This window comes from Streptomyces sp. NPDC005141, assembly GCF_053599975.1.
Map to the genome: position 1 here is coordinate 23,908 of NZ_JBSFYW010000042.1, position 17,735 is coordinate 41,642.

The window sequence follows — 17,735 nt, forward strand, 5'->3', positions numbered from 1 at the left end:
TCGGATCGGGATCGGGATCGGGACGAGGGCGGGGGCATGAGACTTGCGACCCGCCCGATGGGCGCGGATGCGTATCGGACGGTTCCGGTGCCGGGTTCTCTAGGCAGACTGGGCGCATGACAGCGACATCGATGAGCAAGGGCGCCAACCTTCCCGTCGCGGCGCAGGAGGTGCGGGTCGTGCTCGGCTGGTCCGGGGGCCCCGGTGCGCCGGACGCCGATGCCTCGGCTCTGCTGCTCCGTGCGGACGGACGGGTGCGGGACGACGGTGACTTCGTCTTCTACAACCAGCCGAGGCATGCCTCCGGCGCCGTGCGTCACCTGGGGAAGCGGAGGGAAGGCGGAGGGACGACGGACACCGTCGGGGTGGATCTGCGTGCCCTGGAGCCGGAGATCCAGCGGGTCGTCCTGGGCGCCTCCGCCGACGGGGGCACCTTCGGCGGGCTGACAGGTCTGAGGCTGACACTGCTCGACGCCGCGACCGGGCAGGAGCTGGCGCTGTTCGAGATGGAGGCGACGACGGAGACGGCGTTCATCGGGGGTGAGCTGTATCTGCGGGGCGGTCAGTGGAAGTTCCGCGCGGTGGGCCAGGGGTACGCCTCCGGACTCGCCGGCATGGCCACCGACTTCGGGATCAGCGTGGACGAGGAGCCGGGTGCGTCCGGGAGCACGGGTTCCAGGGGCGCGGCGTCCGGAGTCACGGGCTCCGGAGGTGCGCCCGGTGCGGCGGCAGCCTCCGCGGCCATGCCCGCCGTTCCGTCTCGGCCCACGATGTCGCCCCCGTCCGCCCCGATGCCCCCTCCGGCCCCCACCCCTCCGACCGCGACCGTTCCGCCGGTTCCCTCGGCTCCCCCGGTTCCGGCTCCGACTCCGGCGCGCGGTTCCGCCCCTCGCCTGATCAAGGGCGAGGATCAGTTGCCCGTGGACATGCGCAAGCGGCTCTCCCTGCGCAAGGAGCAGGTGGCGGTCAGCCTGCGCAAGCACGGGGCGGTGGGTGTGAGAGCCCGCGTCATCCTGGTTCTGGACGCCTCCGGGTCGATGTCGTTCCTGTACTCGAAGGGCGTCGTCGCCGATGTGGTGGAGCGGATGGCCGCGGTGGCCGCCCAGTTGGACGACGACGGAGAGATGCAGGCGTGGACCTTCGCGTCGAACCCGGCCCGGCTGCCGGACCTCGCCGTGGGGGACCTGCCGGAGTGGCTGGAGCACCATGTCCGAGTCGGTGAACTGACCCTGTTCCGGCGGAGCAAGAAGCCTCGGAAGGGAATGCTGCCCGGGCAGGTGGACATGCGGGCGGTCGGCATCCAGAACGAGGAGCAGAAGGTGATCGCCGAGGTCCGGACGTACGTCCGCGAGCACCCGGCCGCCGATCCCACGCTGGTGCTCTTCTTCTCCGACGGGGGTGTCTACCGCAACAAGGAGATCGAGAAGGAGCTGCGGGAGGCGGTGGACGAGCCGATCTTCTGGCAGTTCGTCGGACTGGGGCGCTCCAACTACGGCGTACTGGAGCGGTTCGACACGCTGCCGGGCCGGCGCGTCGACAACGTGGGCTTCTTCGCGGTCGACGACATCAGCGACGTACCGGATCCGGAGCTCTACGACCGGCTGCTGTCCGAGTTCCCGTCGTGGATGAGCGAGGCACGGCGGCTGGGCATCTTCTGAACCGGCCGAGGGCATCGGACGACGCCTTCGGACCCGCAACGCGGCGGCCGTACGGACCCGGAGCCATGGCGGGCCCCCGGAACCGCCGCCGCGGCGGGCGCCGAGGACGGCCCACCGTATGGACGCGGCTGTCGTAGGGGCCCGCTCCCGCAGCCGTACGGGCCCGCGCACCCGCGCGGGCCCGTTCCCTCTCGTGAGCCCGGCCGTCGGCCCGGCCGGGTCACTCGGGCTGGTGTTCCGGTCCCCCGAAGTCCGGGCTGGAGAAGTCCGGGCTGGAGAAGCTCGGACGCGGGCCGGCCGCGGGTCCGCCGTCGGGGCTGCTGAACCCCGGTCGGTCGTAGCCGAGGTGGGGGATGCGGCTGGGGGCCGGTGCGGCCCGGCCCAGTGCCGCCGACCCCGGGTCCGCGAGAGCCTCCCGGAGGAACGGCAGGATGCCGCGCTCCAGCAGGGCGTCGTGCCAGGCCCGCTGGGCCCGGGTGACCTGTTCGGACAGCTCGCCCCCCGCTCCGGCCCGGAGCGAGGACGAGCTGTTGCGCAGTGCGGTCAACAGCAGTCCGGCCGCGGCGACTAGAATCGCGGCCGCCGTGACCGCGCCGAAGACCCATCCGGTGGTCAGGAGAGTCGTGGCGATGGCCGGCTCGGGGGCGAGCATCTTCAGGACGTAGCCCACGAGCAGGAATATCACCGCGGCTGTCCCGGCGAGGACGGGAGCGAGCACCGCGACGACGGCGACCGCGCCGGCACCGGCGGTCTCGGTGACCTCCCCCACGGTGGCGGCGAGCCCCATCGCGGTCGTACCCGGCTCCGCGGAGCCGACTTCCTCGCTCACGACCGTGGTGGGCCGCGCCGGGCGGCGCAGTTCCTCGCGGGCCTTCACATAGTGCGCGTACTCGTCCGCCGCGGCCGTCGTGATGAGGGCCGTGGCGTTGAGCGCCATGGTGCGCAGTTGTTCGAGGTTGAGCCGCTGGCCGACAGCGGCGAGTTCCGGGCGGTGTGGTGCGGAGCGCAGCGCCTCATCGAGGATCCGCTCGTAGTCCTGGCGGTCCTCGCTCAGCAGGTGCTGCGGAACGCTGTTCATCTGCATCCCCCGATGCTCCGTAGGGCTGGTGGCTCGCACGCTGACGAGCCGTCGGGCAGAAACGGAGGGGAGCCTGCTACGGATAAGCCGATGGTAGAGCGGCGACGGCACGCCGTGACAGGGGGTTTCCAGAAATTGGCCCCTCGGCCGACGTGGTCCGCCCGGGGGGACGCCTGCCCGGCGAACGCTCAGGTATCCAGCGGAAGTTGCTGGACCAGCAGTTTTCCGGCCATGGTCACTCCGCCGTCCATGGCGATGGCCAGCCCGTCGGCGTAGAGGTGCGGTCCTTCGACCACGGGGCCCGCGCTGTTCTCGCCTTCCTCCGGGCCGACCTCGCCCAGCAGATACGGAATGGGGCTGTGGCCGTGGACGATGCGCGAACCGCCGTAGGCGCCGAGCAGTTCGCGGACGGCCTCGGCGCCACCGTCGTCGCGGAAGGCGAAGCGCTTGGTGAACTTGCGGAAGAGGTCCCAGCACTCGTCGGCGTCGTTGCGGGTGAGGGTTTCGCGGACGGTGTCGTTGACCGCTTCGATGGAGTCGCCGTAGTCCAGGTAGGCGGTGGTGTCGGAGTGCACCAGGAGGTGTCCGTCGACCTGTTCCATGGCGTCGAGGCGGGCCATCCACTGCAGGTGGTGGTCCTGGAGGCGGTCCATGTCCGTCTTCTGGCCGCCGTTGAGCAGCCAGGCGGCCTGGAAGGTGGCGGTACCCGCGCCGGAGTTGACGGGGGTGTCGCCGAACCGCTTGGCGCCGAGCAGCAGCAGCTCGTGGTTGCCCATGAGCGCCTTGCAGTAGCCGCCGGCCGCCGCCGCCTCGGCGGACAGCCGCATCACGAGGTCGATCACGCCGATGCCGTCCGGGCCGCGGTCGGTGAAGTCCCCGAGGAACCACAGACGCGAGGTGCCGGCCGACCATTTGCCCGCGGCGTCGACGAGGCCCTTCTCCTGGAGCGCGGCGACGAGCTGGTCGAGGTAGCCGTGCACATCGCCGACGACGTACAGCGGCCCGGGGCCCGCGCCGGGAGCCGGGGCGGGTACGGCGACGGTGTCGACGGCGACCTGAAGAGTGTCACCCCGATGGATGACCGGCAGATCGCGCTGTGTGGGGGTGTACCCCTCGGAGAACTCCCCCGGGAACTGTTCGGGGGAGTCCACGGAGGCGTACGGCGAGGACTCCCCCGACGCGTACCGCGCAGCCTCCCCCACGGGTCCCGCGCTCTCGCCGTGAGGCGTGTTCTGCGCATACGGACCGGTCTCGTGGACGTACGCGGGTACCCGGAAGTCGCGCAACGTCGCCGTCCGCACCACCTCGGGTCCCTGACCGGCCCCCTGAGTCATCGACCCCTCCACCACCATCGCGCCGCATCTGCACCCGTTCGGACTGCCTGGTCGCAGCGGCCCGCGGTGTCGTCCGCCCATCATAGGAATGCGGATCGCGCCATGTGATGACCCAGGGGTGGTGAATCGGAACAGGAGTCCAGTTCACCGAGGATTTCGTCCGAATTGGGCGGGGCTTGTCCCGCCCTCACGGTCTCGGGCGTCAACCCGCCTCGGGTGATCGGGGCGGACTGACCGTCGTGCGGGACGGACGGCGTTCCGACGAGGTCCGCACGATCAGCTCTGTCGGTATCACCTGCTCGACCGGTTGGTCCGATTCGACCCCTTCGATGGCGTCGATCAGCAGCTGGACGACGGCTGTGCCGATTCGGCGCGGTTTGAGGGAGAGAGTCGTGACGGGCGGTTCGGTGTTGGCGTAGACCGTGGACTCGCTGCAGCAGACCAGCAGCAGGTCCTCGGGCACGCGCAGACCGTAGCGGCGGGCCGCGGCCAGCAGATCGGTGCCGTTCGGGTCGAAGAGGCCGTAGACGGCGTCGGGGCGGTCGGGCCGGGCGAGGAGCCGGTCGGCGGCCACGGCTCCCGCGCACGGATCGTGCGCGGGGTAGGCCTCGTACACCGGATCCTGGCCCACGCGCTCGCACCAGCGCAGGTATGCGGTGGTGGACAGGTGGGTGTAAGTGTCCGTCGTGGTGCCGGTGAGGAGGCCGATGCGGCGCGCTCCCGCGGCGGCCAGGTGGTCGAGGATGCCGAGGACCGCGGCCTCGTGGTCGTTGTCCACCCAGGCGGTGACCGGGAGCGATCCCGCGGGGCGGCCGTCGGAGACGACCGGCAGACCCTGGCGGACCAGTTCGCTCACGACCGGATCGTGGTCGGACGGGTCGATGACCACGGTTCCGTCCAGGGCGACGTTCGACCACACGTCGTGGCGGGAGGTCGCGGGAAGGATGACCAGGGCGTATCCCCGGGCGAGCGCGGCCGAGGTGGCGGCTCTGGCCATCTCGGCGAAGTACGCGAACTCGGTGAAGGTGAAAGGTTCATCCCCGTACGTGGTCACGGTCAGGCCGATCAGGCCCGACCTGCCGGTACGGAGGGTTCGGGCCGCTGCCGACGGGCGATAGCCCAGCCGGTCGGCGACTTCGCGGACATGGCGTCGGGTGGCGTCCGGGAGCCGGCCCTTGCCGTTGAGGGCATCGGACACAGTCGTGATGGAGACCCCTGCTGCCGCGGCCACGTCTCTGATGCCCGCCCGGCCCGGCCGACCGCCTCGGCGGGAGGTCTCCGCCCGGCTCACCTGGTGCTTCCCTGCTGCTGTCATGGCGAGCCGATAGTAGGGGTCATGCGGTGGGGTAGTGCGGACGCATATGCACGCGTTGACAGGCACGTTTCTGCATGATCGAGATGGCCTAACTCCCTTTGAAGTGAAGGTAGTTGAACGATCCCATGCCAGGACGTGACTTGTCGGCGCGCATAGGCCTGCCAAGTGGGCCATGTTTCGAAGAGGTCTCAACTCACCTGTACGAGGGATGCGCGCCACGGCGCGAGCCACCGGCGCATGTGGCGGCCGTCGGCGCGCCCCCTTTTCGTACGACTTAGTACGCGGATGATCGCCGGTCGTGCGACGCCGACGGCGGGGGCCCGCGCAGGTGAATGATCACCTCGTCGGACACAAGGTGGTGTCCGGTTGTCCACAGGCCATTCGCAGCGGCGCCGAATCCTCATAAGGTGAGAAGCATTGGTAGCCGGTGGTGGTCATGAGCCGCTGGTGGTCACGAGGAGGACTGCGGTGAGCGAGACGAGCCCCAAGCTGCGTGCGGAGCTGGCGGGTATCCCCACCTACAAGCCCGGCAAGCCTGCCGCGGCCGGCGCCGTGGCGTACAAGCTGTCCTCCAACGAGAACCCGTATCCGCCGCTGCCCGGGGTGATCGAGAGCGTCACGGCGGCGATCGGGTCGTTCAACCGCTACCCGGACATGGCGTGCACCGGGTTGATGAACGAGCTGGCGGACCGGTTCGGCGTCCCGGTCTCGCACCTGGCGACCGGCACCGGCTCGGTCGGTGTCGCGCAGTCGCTGCTGCAGGCCACGAGCGGTCCCGGTGACGAGGTCATCTACGCCTGGCGGTCCTTCGAGGCGTACCCGATCATCACGCAGATCAGCGGGGCGACCTCGGTGCAGGTGCCGCTGACCCCGGGCGATGTGCACGACCTGGACGCGATGGCCGACGCCATCACCGACCGGACCCGGCTGATTTTCCTCTGCAACCCGAACAACCCGACCGGCACCGTGGTGCGCCGGGCCGAGCTGGAGCGGTTCCTGGACCGGGTGCCGAGCGATGTGCTGGTCGTCCTGGACGAGGCGTACCGCGAGTTCATCCGTGACGTCGAGGTGCCGGACGGCGTGGCGATCTACCGCGACCGGCCCAACGTCTGTGTGCTGCGCACCTTCTCCAAGGCGTACGGGCTGGCCGGCCTCCGGGTCGGCTTCGCGATCGCTCACGAGCCGGTGGCGGCGGCGCTGCGCAAGACGGCCGTGCCCTTCGGAGTGAGCCAGCTGGCCCAGGACGCCGCCGTGGCGAGCCTGCGCGCCGAGGACGAACTGCTCGGCCGGGTCGGCTCGCTGGTCTGCGAGCGCACCCGGGTCGTCGACACGCTGCGCGGTCAGGGCTGGACCGTGCCCGAGACGCAGGCCAACTTCGTGTGGCTGCGTCTGGGGGAGCGCACCCTCGACTTCGCCGCCCACTGCGAGCAGGCCGGTGTCGTCGTGCGTCCGTTCGTCGGCGAGGGCGTCCGCGTCACCATCGGCGAGACCGAGGCGAACGACATCTTCCTGAAGGCGACCGAGGGCTTCCGCAAGGACCTGTAGTCGTCCGGCGGAGCGCGCCTGCCCAGGGCTTCCGGGGCGTCCGCCCGCGAGCCGGGAAGGGCCCCGTACGCGTTCCCCGCGTACGGGGCCCTTCGGCGTGTGTGCGATCCGGGTGGCGTCCGGGGGAGAGCGAGGGCGGTCGGGGCGCGAGGGCCGCGGTGAGGTGCCCCGCGGGCCGGTGGTCGGTGGGCGCGCGCATCAGGCAGAACCTGCGAGTCCGGCCTGCGGGTCGCACTCCGCCCGCGGATCCGGGAGATCACGGGCAGGGAAGAGTCGGGAAGCCTCGCGCGCGCCAGGGGGCGACCGGTCCCTACCGGTCGGGGCCCATCGGTCCCGCTTAGGGACCCCCCACCCCTCACCCCTCGAACGGGTATGCGTCATAATTGCTTGTGAATGTGAACGCGTTCACAAGCGTGTCCTGTTCCTCCCGTGATGTCTGCAACAAAGCGGGCAAACTGCCGCTGTGACCATGGCGACGTAAGGAGACTGACGACGTGGAATTGGCTTTGGCGCCGGAGACTCTGGCGCGATGGCAGTTCGGCATTATCACCGTCTACCACTTCCTCTTCGTCCCCCTGACGATCTCGCTCGCCGCGCTCGTCGCCGGCCTGCAGACAGCCTGGGTGCGTACGGAGAACCAGAAGTACCTCAAGGCCACCAAGTTCTGGGGCAAGCTCTTCCTGATCAACATTGCGATGGGTGTCGTCACCGGCATCGTGCAGGAGTTCCAGTTCGGCATGAACTGGTCCGCCTACTCGCGGTTCGTCGGCGACATCTTCGGTGCCCCGCTCGCCTTCGAGGCCCTGATCGCCTTCTTCTTCGAGTCCACCTTCATCGGGCTGTGGATCTTCGGCTGGGACAGGCTCCCGAAGAAGCTTCACCTCGCCTGTATCTGGATGGTCTCCATCGGCACGATCCTGTCGGCGTACTTCATCCTCGCGGCCAACTCGTGGATGCAGCACCCCGTCGGCTACCGGATCAACAAGGCGAAGGGGCGCGCCGAACTCACCGACTTCTGGCACGTGCTGACCCAGAACACCGCGCTCGCCCAGGCGTTCCACACCCTCACGGCGGCCTTCCTGACGGGCGGCGCCTTCATGGTGGGCATCGCCGCGATCCACCTGGCCCGCAAACGGCATGTCGCCGTCATGAAGACCTCGCTGCGGCTCGGCCTCATCACCGTCGTCATCGCCGGTCTGCTCACGGCGATCAGCGGCGACACTCTCGGCAAGATCATGTTCAAGCAGCAGCCGATGAAGATGGCCGCCGCCGAGGCGCTGTGGGACGGTCAGGACTCCGCCCCGTTCTCGATCTTCGCGTACGGAGACGTCAGCAAGGGCCACAACACCGTCGAGCTGTCCATCCCGGGGATACTGTCGTTCCTCGCCGACGACAACTTCAACTCGTATGTCCCCGGCATCAACGACACCAACAAGGCCGAGCAGGAGAAGTACGGCCCCGGCGACTACCGCCCCATCATCCCGGTCACCTTCTGGGCGTTCCGCTGGATGATCGGCTTCGGGATGGCGTCCTTCCTGATCGGCGTGGTCGGACTCTGGCTGACCCGCAAGAAGTTCATGCTGCCGCAGCACCTGAGGGTCGGCGAGGACGAGGTGCCGCATCTGGTTCTGTTCAAGAGCAAGGCACTCGGTCCGACGCTCACCAAGTGGGGCTGGCGCATCGCCATCTGGACCCTGGGCTTCCCGCTGATCGCCAACTCCTGGGGCTGGATCTTCACCGAGATGGGCCGCCAGCCGTGGGTCGTGTACGGCGTTCTGCAGACCCGGTTCGCGGTCTCCCCCACGGTCTCGCAGGGCGAGGTCATCACTTCGATGACCGTCTTCACGTTGCTCTACGCGATCCTCGCCGTCATCGAGGTCAAGCTGCTCGTGAAGTACGTCAAGGCAGGGCCCCCCGAGCTAACCGAGTCCGACCTCAATCCGCCCACCAAGATCGGCGGCGACTCCAGTGACGCCGACAAGCCGATGGCCTTCTCCTACTAGGCTCAGGGAGCTGCTGAGTCATGGAACTTCACGACGTCTGGTTCGTACTCATCGCGGTCCTCTGGATCGGCTACTTCTTCCTGGAGGGCTTTGATTTCGGGGTCGGCATCCTCACCAAGCTGCTGGCCCGTGACCGCACCGAGAAGCGGGTGCTGATCAACACGATCGGTCCCGTGTGGGACGGCAACGAGGTGTGGCTGCTCACTGCGGGCGGTGCGACCTTCGCGGCCTTCCCCGAGTGGTACGCCACGCTCTTCTCGGGCTTCTATCTGCCCTTGCTGGTCATCCTGGTCTGCCTGATCGTGCGCGGTGTCGCCTTCGAATACCGGGCGAAGCGCTCGGAGGAGCACTGGCAGCGCAACTGGGAGACGGCGATCTTCTGGACCTCCCTGATCCCGGCGTTCCTGTGGGGTGTGGCCTTCGGCAACATCGTGCGTGGAGTGAAGATCGACCGGAACTTCGAGTACGTGGGCAACGTCTGGGACCTGCTCAACCCGTACGCGCTTCTCGGCGGTCTGGTCACGCTGACGCTGTTCACCTTCCACGGGGCCGTATTCGTCGGCCTCAAGACGGTCGGCGAGATCCGGGAGCGGGCGCGGAGGCAGGCGCTGCAAGTCGGCCTCGCGTCGGCCGTGCTGGCGCTGATCTTCCTGCTCTGGACCCAGGTCGAGAACGGTGACGGCGCGTCACTGGTCGCGCTGGTCGTGGCCGTGGCCGCCCTCGTCGGGGCGCTGGTGGCGGTCAACGGCGGGCGTGAGGGATGGGCCTTCATGCTCTCGGGGGTCACCATCGTGGCCGCCGTCGCGATGCTCTTCCTGTCGCTCTTCCCGGATGTCATGCCGTCCTCGCTCAACGAGGACTGGAGCCTCACGGTCACCAACGCCTCGTCGAGCCCGTACACCCTGAAGATCATGACCTGGTGTGCCGCGATCGCCACGCCGATCGTCCTGCTCTACCAGAGCTGGACCTACTGGGTGTTCCGCAAGCGCATCGGTACGCAGCACATCGCCGTGGATGTGTCGCACTGATTCCGACGTAGTGGCATGTTTCACGTGAAACATGCTTGATGAGCCAGGGGTGTGTTTCACGTGAAACCAATCGATCCGCGTCTGCTTCGGTACGCCCGAGCCACCCGCCTCTTTCTTGGGGCGGTCGTGGGGCTGGGCGTCGTCGGAGCGGCGCTGATCATCGCCCAAGCGATGCTCATCGCGGAAGTGGTGGTCGGCGCCTTCCGGCACGGTCTCTCCGTCACCGAACTCCGCACCCCTCTGATGCTGTTGGCGGTCGTGGCGATCGGGCGGGCGGTGGTGGCCTGGCTCACGGAGCTCGCCGCGCACCGGGCGAGCGCCGCGGTCAAGTCGGAGTTGAGGGGGCGCCTGTTGGAGCGGGCCGCTTCCCTCGGGCCCGGGTGGCTCAGCGGCCAGCGGACGGGCTCGCTGGTCGCCCTCGCGACGCGGGGAGTCGACGCGCTCGACGACTACTTCTCGCGCTATCTACCGCAGCTGGGACGCGCGGTGGTGGTTCCGGTGGCCGTACTGGCGCGGATCGTCACCGAGGACTGGGTGTCGGCGGCGATCATCGTCGGCACCTTGCCGCTGATCCCCTTGTTCATGGTGCTGATCGGCTGGGCCACCCGTACCCAGATGGACCGCCAGTGGCGGATGCTGTCCCGCCTGTCCGGGCACTTCCTGGACGTCGTCGCGGGACTGCCCACCCTCAAGGTGTTCGGCCGGGCCAAGGCGCAGGCCGAGTCGATCCGGAAGATCACCGGCGAGTACCGGCAGGCGACCATGCGGACGCTGCGGATCGCCTTTCTGTCGTCCTTCGCCCTGGAACTGCTCGCCACCATCTCGGTCGCACTGGTCGCGGTGACCATCGGAATGCGGCTCGTCCATGGCGAGATGGACCTGTACGTGGGGCTCGTCATCCTCGTCCTGGCACCCGAGGCTTATCTGCCGCTGCGACAGGTGGGAGCCCAGTACCATGCCGCCGCCGAGGGGCTCGCGGCGGCCGAAGAGATCTTCTCGGTGCTGGAGACCCCGGCGCCGAGGTCCGGTTCGCTGCACGTGCCCATGGGGGAGATCGCCTTCGAGGGGGTGACCGTGCGGTACCCGGGGCGCTCCGCGGACGCGGTCTCGGACGTCTCCTTCACGGTCGCACCCGGTGAGACGGTCGCTCTGGTCGGGCCCAGCGGGGTGGGCAAGTCGACGCTGCTGAACGTCCTGCTCGGGTTCGTCGAGCCCACCGCGGGCCGGGCCCGGGCCGGGGGAGTCGATCTTGCCGAGGCCGATCTCGCGGAGTGGCGCTCGCGGATCGCCTGGGTGCCGCAGCGACCGCACCTTTACGCCGGAACCATCGCCGAGAACGTACGGCTGGCGCGGCCCGACGCGGACGACGCGGCGCTGCGCGAGGCCCTCGTCAACGCGGGCGCGGCCGGATTCGTCGACGCGTTGCCCGACGGGGCCGACACGGTCCTCGGCGAGGACGGCACCGGCTTGTCGGCCGGTCAGCGTCAACGCCTGTCACTCGCCCGGGCGTTCCTCGCGGACCGGCCCGTGCTGCTTCTCGACGAGCCGACCGCCTCACTCGACGGGGCGACCGAGGCCGAGGTCGTCGCGGCGGTCCGGCGGCTCGCCGTGGGGCGAACCGTCCTGCTGGTCGTACACCGGCCGGCGTTGCTGGGGCTGGCGGACCGGGTGGTGCGCCTGGAAGCCCCTGCGTCCGGCGTATCGCGGCTGGAGCCCGCGCTCCCGGTCCAGGTCCACGGCTCCGCGGAACCGGGTCGCACACAGCCGCCGCGGGGAGTCGAGCCGCAAGGCGCGCCTTCGGACGACATCGAAGAGCCGGCTCCGGCGTCCCGGAGCCGGGCCGGCGTGCTCGCCCGCGTCCGGGCCATGGCGGTTCCCCGGCGCAGGCCGCTCGCGCTCGCCGTGATCCTCGGCAGCCTCGCGCTCGGGAGCGCCGTCGGTCTGATGGCCACCTCCGGATGGCTCATCTCGCGGGCCTCGCAGCAGCCGCCGGTGTTCTATCTGATGGTGGCCGTGACGGCCACCCGGGCGTTCGGCATCGGCCGGGCGGTGTTCCGGTACGCGGAGCGGCTCGTGTCGCACGACGCCGTGCTGCGGATGCTGGCCGATACGCGGGTCGCCGTCTACCGGCGTCTGGAACGGCTCGCGCCCGCCGGGCTGCGGGCCACCCGGCGCGGTGATCTGCTGTCGCGACTCGTCGCCGACGTGGACGCCCTGCAGGACTACTGGCTGCGGTGGCTGCTGCCGGCCGGAGCGGCGGTCCTGGTGTCCGCCGCCTCCGTCGGATTCACCGCCTGGTTGCTGCCCGAGGCCGGTGCCGTGCTCGCCGTCGGTCTGCTGGCGGCCGCTGTCGGCGTTCCGTCGGTGACCGGCGCCGTGGCGCGCCGTGCCGAGCGACGGCTGGCTCCCGCACGCGGCGCGCTGGCGACCCAGGTAGCCGATCTGCTCACCGGAACAGCCGAGTTGACCGTCGCGGGCGCACTGCCCGCCCGTACCGCGGAGACACGGCGGGCCGACAACCTCCTCACCCGCATCGCCTCGCGGGCCGCCACCGCGACCGCCCTCGGCGACGGACTCACGGCGCTCGTGTCCGGGCTCACCGTCACGGCTACCGCTCTCGTGGGCGCCCAAGCGGTCGCCGCCGGGCGTCTGAACGGTGTGGTGATGGCCGTCGTCGTCCTCACTCCGCTCGCCGCCTTCGAGGCCGTGATGGGGCTGCCGCTCGCCGGCCAGTACCGGCAGCGGGTGCGCAAGAGCGCGGAGCGCGTGTACGAGGTACTGGACGCCGCCGATCCCGTACGCGAACCCGAACAGCCGCGACCGGCGCCCGCGTCGCCGTTCCCGCTCCGTGTGGAGGGGCTCCGGGCCCGTCACGCGGGACAGGACCGGGATGCCTTGGCCGGTTTCGACCTGACCCTCGAAGAGGGCCGCAGGATCGCCGTCGTCGGTACGTCCGGGGCCGGCAAGACGACGCTCGCGCAGGTGCTGCTGCGGTTCCTGGACACGGAGGCGGGGGCCTACACGCTGGGCGGCGCGGACGCGTACGGGATGGACGGGGACGCCGTGCGCCGGCTGGTCGGGCTCTGCGCCCAGGACGCGCACCTCTTCGACAGCACCGTGCGGGAGAACCTGCTGCTCGCCCGCAAGGACGCGACCGAGGCCGAACTGCACGACACGCTCGGGCGGGCCCGGCTCCTCGACTGGGTGGACGGGCTCCCCGACGGGCTCGACACCCTGATCGGTGAGCACGGGGCACGGCTGTCCGGCGGCCAGCGCCAGCGACTCGCGCTGGCCCGCGTCCTGCTCGCCGATTTCCCCGTCCTCGTTCTCGACGAGCCGGCGGAACATCTCGACCTGCCGACGGCCGATGCGCTCACCGCGGATCTGCTGGCCGCTACCGAGGGCCGTACGACTCTGCTGATCACTCACCGGCTGGCCGGGCTCGACGCGGTGGACGAGGTGATCGTGCTCGCGGAGGGGCGCGTCGTCCAGCGTGGGGCGTTCGCGGAGCTGTCGGCCGTCGAGGGACCCCTGCGCGAGATGGTGGAACGGGAGACCGCGGGAGATCTGCTGGTCGGCGCGGTGGCTCGCTGAGCGCGGTACGGGCGGTCGTGGGTGATGAGCTTGGTGGGCGATGCGTCATGCGCCGTGCGCGGTGGGAGATGGATGGTGGGCAGGGGGCGCGGCGCCGACTCTGCCCTCACGGACTCTGCCCTCACGGACTCTGCCCTCTCACAAGGTCCGACTTTCCGTTATAAAGAGGACTAACTAGGCTCAAGGCATGTCAGCAGCCCCAGACTCCCCCGCTCCGGGCGGCGGCACGGGCGCGGCGGACCAGGCGGTCCGTGGCCTGAGAGGGCTGCCCGCCGAGCTGACCGCACGGGTGCCGCGGTTGCTGGAGGCGATGCGATCGGTCGGATCAGGACTGGAGCTGCACTCCACGCTGAACCGGATCTGCGAGACCGCGGCCGAACTCACGGACGCGCGATACGCGGCCATCGGGGTCGTGGCCGAGAGCGGGGAGGGACTCGCGGACTTCGTCCATCACGGCGTCGACGAGGGAACCGTCCGGCGGATCGGACGGATGCCCGACGGCCACAAGGGGCTGCTGGGGGAGCTCATCCAGGCCTCGGATCCGGTGCGGCTCGCGAATCTGACCGACGATCCGCGCTCCTGCGGGTTCCCGGCCGGACACCCACCGATGCACAGCTTCCTCGGAGTGCCGATCCGGGTGCGGGGAGAGATCTTCGGCAATCTGTACCTCGCCGAGAAGCGTGACGGCGGGACCTTCGGCGACTACGACCTCGACATGCTCAGGGTGCTGGCCGCGGAGGCGGGCATCGCCATAGGCAACGCCCGTCTGTACGAGGCGGCGCAGCAGCGTGAGCGCTGGATCGACGGCTCGGTGGCCGTCACCACCGCGCTTCTGGCGGGCGGCGACATCGAGGAGGCGTTGCAGGTCGTCGCCGAACAGGCACGCCGGCTCTCCGCTTCCGCAGCCGGGATCGTGCTGCTGCCCGCCGAGGAGGGCGGCCTGGAGATCGTCGCGGTCGCCTCGGAACATCCTTCCAGGGTGCTCGGCGTGGTCGTCCCGCCGGAGAGCGAGCTGGTCGCCGAAGTCTGCGACGGGAAGCCGGTGTTCGTGGAGGACGCGGCCGTCGACCCGCGCATGCCCCTGGACCTCGCCCGCGCGTACGGGCCCGTCATGATGCTCCCCCTGCAGAGCGACGGCCGGGTCCTCGGGGCCCTCGTCACCCCGCGCACCCGCGAAGGACGTCCGTTCACGGAGACCGAACGGACCCTCGCCGCGCAGTTCGCCTCGCAGGCCGCGCTGGCGCTGATGATGGCCGAGACACAGCGCGACCGGGAACGGCTCGCGGTGTACGAGGACCGCGACCGGATCGCCCGCGACCTGCACGACCTGGTCATCCAGCGGCTGTTCGCCACCGGGATGATGCTGGAGAGCGCACAGCGCCGGTCGAACGTGCCCGAGGTGCGGCGGGGCGTGGGCAAGGCGGTCGACGAGCTCGACGTCACCATCCAGGAGATCCGCACCGCGATCTTCGCGCTCCAGCAGGGCCCCGCCGAGGTGCCGTCCGGGCTGCGCACCCGCGTCCTGCGGGAGATCAAGATGGCCGCCGTCCCTCTCGGCTTCAAGCCCGGGCACCGCTTCACCGGGCCCGTCGACACGCTGGTCGGCGAACTCACCGGCAAGAACCTCATCGCCGCGCTCCGAGAAGCCCTCTCCAACGCCTTCCGGCACGCGGGTTCCTCCCGTATCGAGGTCTCCGTCGACGCGGACGTCCTCCTGCCGGACGGGCGTCCGGGAGTGCGCCTCGCCGTCGCGGACGACGGCGTCGGCATCCCCGAAGGCGGTCGGCGCAGCGGGCTGAAGAACCTCGAGCGGCGTGCCGAGTCGCTGGGCGGCGCCAGTTGGTACGGGCCGGGCATCGGCGAGGACGGCGGCGGGACGACGGTGGTGTGGCAGGTGCCGCACTGAATCCTCTTGCGCGGGGGGTCTGTTCGGCGCTTCTCGCGCAAGCGTCGGCCGGCGTCTTCTGCGGTCCGTGCGGCGGGCCCTGTTCGGTCCGCCCCGCTGTTACGGGGACCGCTGTGACGAGGCCGCAGACACGGCGCCGCCGTGACGGGGCCGTCCGGTCCGCCCTGGGCCATTCGTGACGTCCCGTCCCCCAGGTGCACCCCTTCAACAGGCCGGGTCCGAAGGGGCGGGTCACGATCGCTGTCATGCGCTCATCTCGTCGCCATCCCCTGTTCGTACCGGCGCTGTTGTGCGCGCTGGCGGTCCTCGCGGCCCAGCCGGCGGTGGCCGAGGGCGACGGCGCGGACCCCGGCCTCAGTACCCAGGTGGCGCGGCTGTACGAGGACGCCTCCGTGGCGACGCGGCAGTACGAGGCGGGACGGCAGGACGCCGAGGCGCAGCGCGGCCGGGCCGAGCGGACGGAGCAGCTCCTCACGCGGGAGCGGCAGGAGATCGCGGTACTGCACCAGGACCTGGGCCGTATCGCGCGCGCTCAGTACCGGCAGGGCGGCGGGCTGCCGTACACGGCTCAGATTCTGTTCGCACAGGACCCCGATGATCTGATGCGCGGTCAGCGTGCCGTGTGGAGAGCCGATCTGGCCGTCGCCAACGCGGTCGCGAAGAGCCGGCGCGCCGAGGACCGGCTCGCCGCGGACGAGGCGCAGGCCCAGGCCGAGTGGCAGGCGCTGGAGAAGCGCAACGGTGAACTCGCCGAGATCAAGCGGACCATCGACGCGAAGCTCGACGAGGCGCGGTCGGCGTTGCAGAGCCGGGCGGACGCCTCGGTGGCGGCGGGCGCCTGCCGCGGTGCGGTCCGTCTCGACCAGCCGCCGCTGGACTCCACGCGTGCGTGGGTCGCGCCGGTGGAGACGTACGAACTCTCCGCGGGCTTCGGCAGCGGGGGCGAGCGCTGGGCGCACCGGCACACCGGGCAGGACTTCGCGGTGCCCATCGGCACACCGGTCCGGGCGGTCGGGGCGGGCCGGGTGGTGAAGGTGTCCTGTGGCGGCGCCTTCGGTATCGAGGTCGTGGTCGAGCATCCCGGCGGCTACTACACGCAGTACGCGCATCTCGCGGCCGTCGCCGTCGACCAGGGGCAGCGGGTGTCGACGGGGCAGTGGATCGGTCAGTCGGGCACGTCCGGCAACTCGACGGGGCCGCATCTGCACTTCGAGGTGCGGGTGACGCCGGAGCTGGGATCGGCGATCGACCCGGTGCCGTGGCTCGCGGAGCACGGGGTCGACGTATAGGCCCGCGGAAGGCACCGCGGGCCCGCGAAGCGACCGCCCCGGGGCCTGCGGCGGTTCTGTCGCAGGCCCCGGGGTCGGGTGGTCGGGTGACTAGTCCCGGTCCGCCACGATCTGCTCGATCACGACCGCCACCCCGTCCTCGTTGTTCGCGACCGTGCGACCGGAGGCGGCGGCGATCACCGCGGGGTGGGCGTTGCCCATCGCGTACGACCGGCCGGCCCAGCTGAGCATCTCGACGTCGTTCGGCATGTCACCGAAGGCGACGACCTCCTCGGGGGAGATGCCGCGCTCGGCGCAGCACAGGGCGAGGGTGCTGGCCTTGGAGACGCCGGGGCCGCTGATCTCCAGGAGGGCGCTGGGGCTCGACCGGGTCACGTTGGCGCGTTCGCCGATGGCCGGGCGGGCGACGGTGAGGAAGTCGTCCGGGTCCATGTCCGGGTGGAACGCGAGCACCTTCAGTACCGGCTGGTCGGCGTCCAGAGCGTCCTCGGCGAGGAGCTTCTCGGCGGGCGCGACGATCTCGGGGGGCTCCATGTGCATCAGGGGATAGCCCGGTTCGAGATGGAGGCCGTACGTCCGCTCGACGGCACACACGGTGCCGGGCGCGGCGGAACGCAGGAGCTGGATGACGTCGAGGGCGATGTCGGGCGCCAGTTCGCGGATCTTGACGAAACGGTGGGCGCCGGGGCCGCCGTGCAGGTCGACCACGGCGGCGCCGTTGCCGCAGATCGCCAGGCCGTGCCCGTGGACGTGGTCGCTGACGACGTCCATCCAGCGGGCAGGGCGGCCGGTGACGAAGAAGACCTCGATGCCGGCTTGTTCGGCGGCGGCGAGGGCGGCGATCGTGCGGTCGGACACCGATTTGTCGTCGCGCAACAAGGTGCCGTCGAGGTCCGTGGCGATCAGCCGGGGCGGGACGGTGGAGGCCGGGGTCTCGGGCCGGCGAGTCGCTGAGGTCACGTGCTCATTCTCCCGCATATGCGCG

Annotated in this window: 11 protein-coding genes; 7 read left to right on the forward strand and 4 right to left on the reverse strand. The window is 70.5% G+C overall.

Features of this window, described 5'->3' with window-relative positions:
• The first annotated feature begins 116 nt into the window (after nucleotides 1-116).
• A complete protein-coding gene (locus tag ACWD68_RS28125) occupies nucleotides 117-1,658 on the forward strand; it encodes a VWA domain-containing protein (RefSeq protein ID WP_451809247.1) in 1,542 nt (513 codons plus the stop codon).
• Between the two features lie 220 nt (nucleotides 1,659-1,878).
• Here the strand turns inward: ACWD68_RS28125 and ACWD68_RS28130 are convergent, their stop codons facing one another.
• The 3 genes from ACWD68_RS28130 to ACWD68_RS28140 form a co-directional block, all read right to left on the reverse strand.
• Entirely contained in the window at nucleotides 1,879-2,742 is an 864-nt protein-coding gene (locus ACWD68_RS28130) for a hypothetical protein (RefSeq protein ID WP_451809248.1), read from the reverse strand.
• A gap of 182 nt (nucleotides 2,743-2,924) precedes the next feature.
• Complete coding sequence (locus ACWD68_RS28135; protein ID WP_451809249.1) at nucleotides 2,925-4,070, reverse strand: metallophosphoesterase; 1,146 nt, start codon at nucleotides 4,068-4,070, stop codon at nucleotides 2,925-2,927.
• Between the two features lie 202 nt (nucleotides 4,071-4,272).
• Nucleotides 4,273-5,385 (reverse strand): LacI family DNA-binding transcriptional regulator, encoded by a 1,113-nt coding sequence (locus ACWD68_RS28140; protein ID WP_451809250.1) that lies wholly within the window; start codon nucleotides 5,383-5,385, stop codon nucleotides 4,273-4,275.
• Nucleotides 5,386-5,853: 468 nt separating this feature from the next.
• Between ACWD68_RS28140 and hisC the strand changes: the two genes are divergently transcribed.
• From hisC to ACWD68_RS28170, 6 genes are all read left to right on the forward strand, one after another.
• Nucleotides 5,854-6,930, forward strand: coding sequence for a histidinol-phosphate transaminase (gene hisC / locus ACWD68_RS28145; protein WP_451809251.1), 1,077 nt, complete (start codon nucleotides 5,854-5,856; stop codon nucleotides 6,928-6,930).
• A gap of 494 nt (nucleotides 6,931-7,424) precedes the next feature.
• A complete protein-coding gene (locus ACWD68_RS28150; protein WP_451809252.1) occupies nucleotides 7,425-8,933 on the forward strand; it encodes a cytochrome ubiquinol oxidase subunit I in 1,509 nt (502 codons plus the stop codon).
• Nucleotides 8,934-8,953: 20 nt separating this feature from the next.
• Nucleotides 8,954-9,961: a cytochrome d ubiquinol oxidase subunit II gene (gene cydB, locus ACWD68_RS28155; protein ID WP_451809253.1), complete on the forward strand. Its 1,008-nt coding sequence runs from the start codon at nucleotides 8,954-8,956 to the stop codon at nucleotides 9,959-9,961.
• A gap of 60 nt (nucleotides 9,962-10,021) precedes the next feature.
• A complete protein-coding gene (gene cydD, locus ACWD68_RS28160; RefSeq protein WP_451809254.1) occupies nucleotides 10,022-13,555 on the forward strand; it encodes a thiol reductant ABC exporter subunit CydD in 3,534 nt (1,177 codons plus the stop codon).
• Nucleotides 13,556-13,742: 187 nt separating this feature from the next.
• Nucleotides 13,743-15,461 carry a sensor histidine kinase gene (locus ACWD68_RS28165; RefSeq protein ID WP_451809255.1) on the forward strand — a complete coding sequence of 573 codons (1,719 nt, stop codon included), beginning with the start codon at nucleotides 13,743-13,745 and terminating at the stop codon, nucleotides 15,459-15,461.
• A 245-nt stretch (nucleotides 15,462-15,706) separates the two neighbouring features.
• Nucleotides 15,707-16,750, forward strand: coding sequence for a M23 family metallopeptidase (locus ACWD68_RS28170; RefSeq protein ID WP_451809256.1), 1,044 nt, complete (start codon nucleotides 15,707-15,709; stop codon nucleotides 16,748-16,750).
• A 90-nt stretch (nucleotides 16,751-16,840) separates the two neighbouring features.
• On the opposite strand, the gene ACWD68_RS28175 is transcribed toward ACWD68_RS28170, so the two are convergent.
• On the reverse strand, nucleotides 16,841-17,728 hold the full coding sequence (locus tag ACWD68_RS28175) for a Cof-type HAD-IIB family hydrolase (protein WP_451809257.1): 888 nt from the start codon (nucleotides 17,726-17,728) through the stop codon (nucleotides 16,841-16,843).
• Nucleotides 17,729-17,735 lie beyond the last annotated feature (7 nt).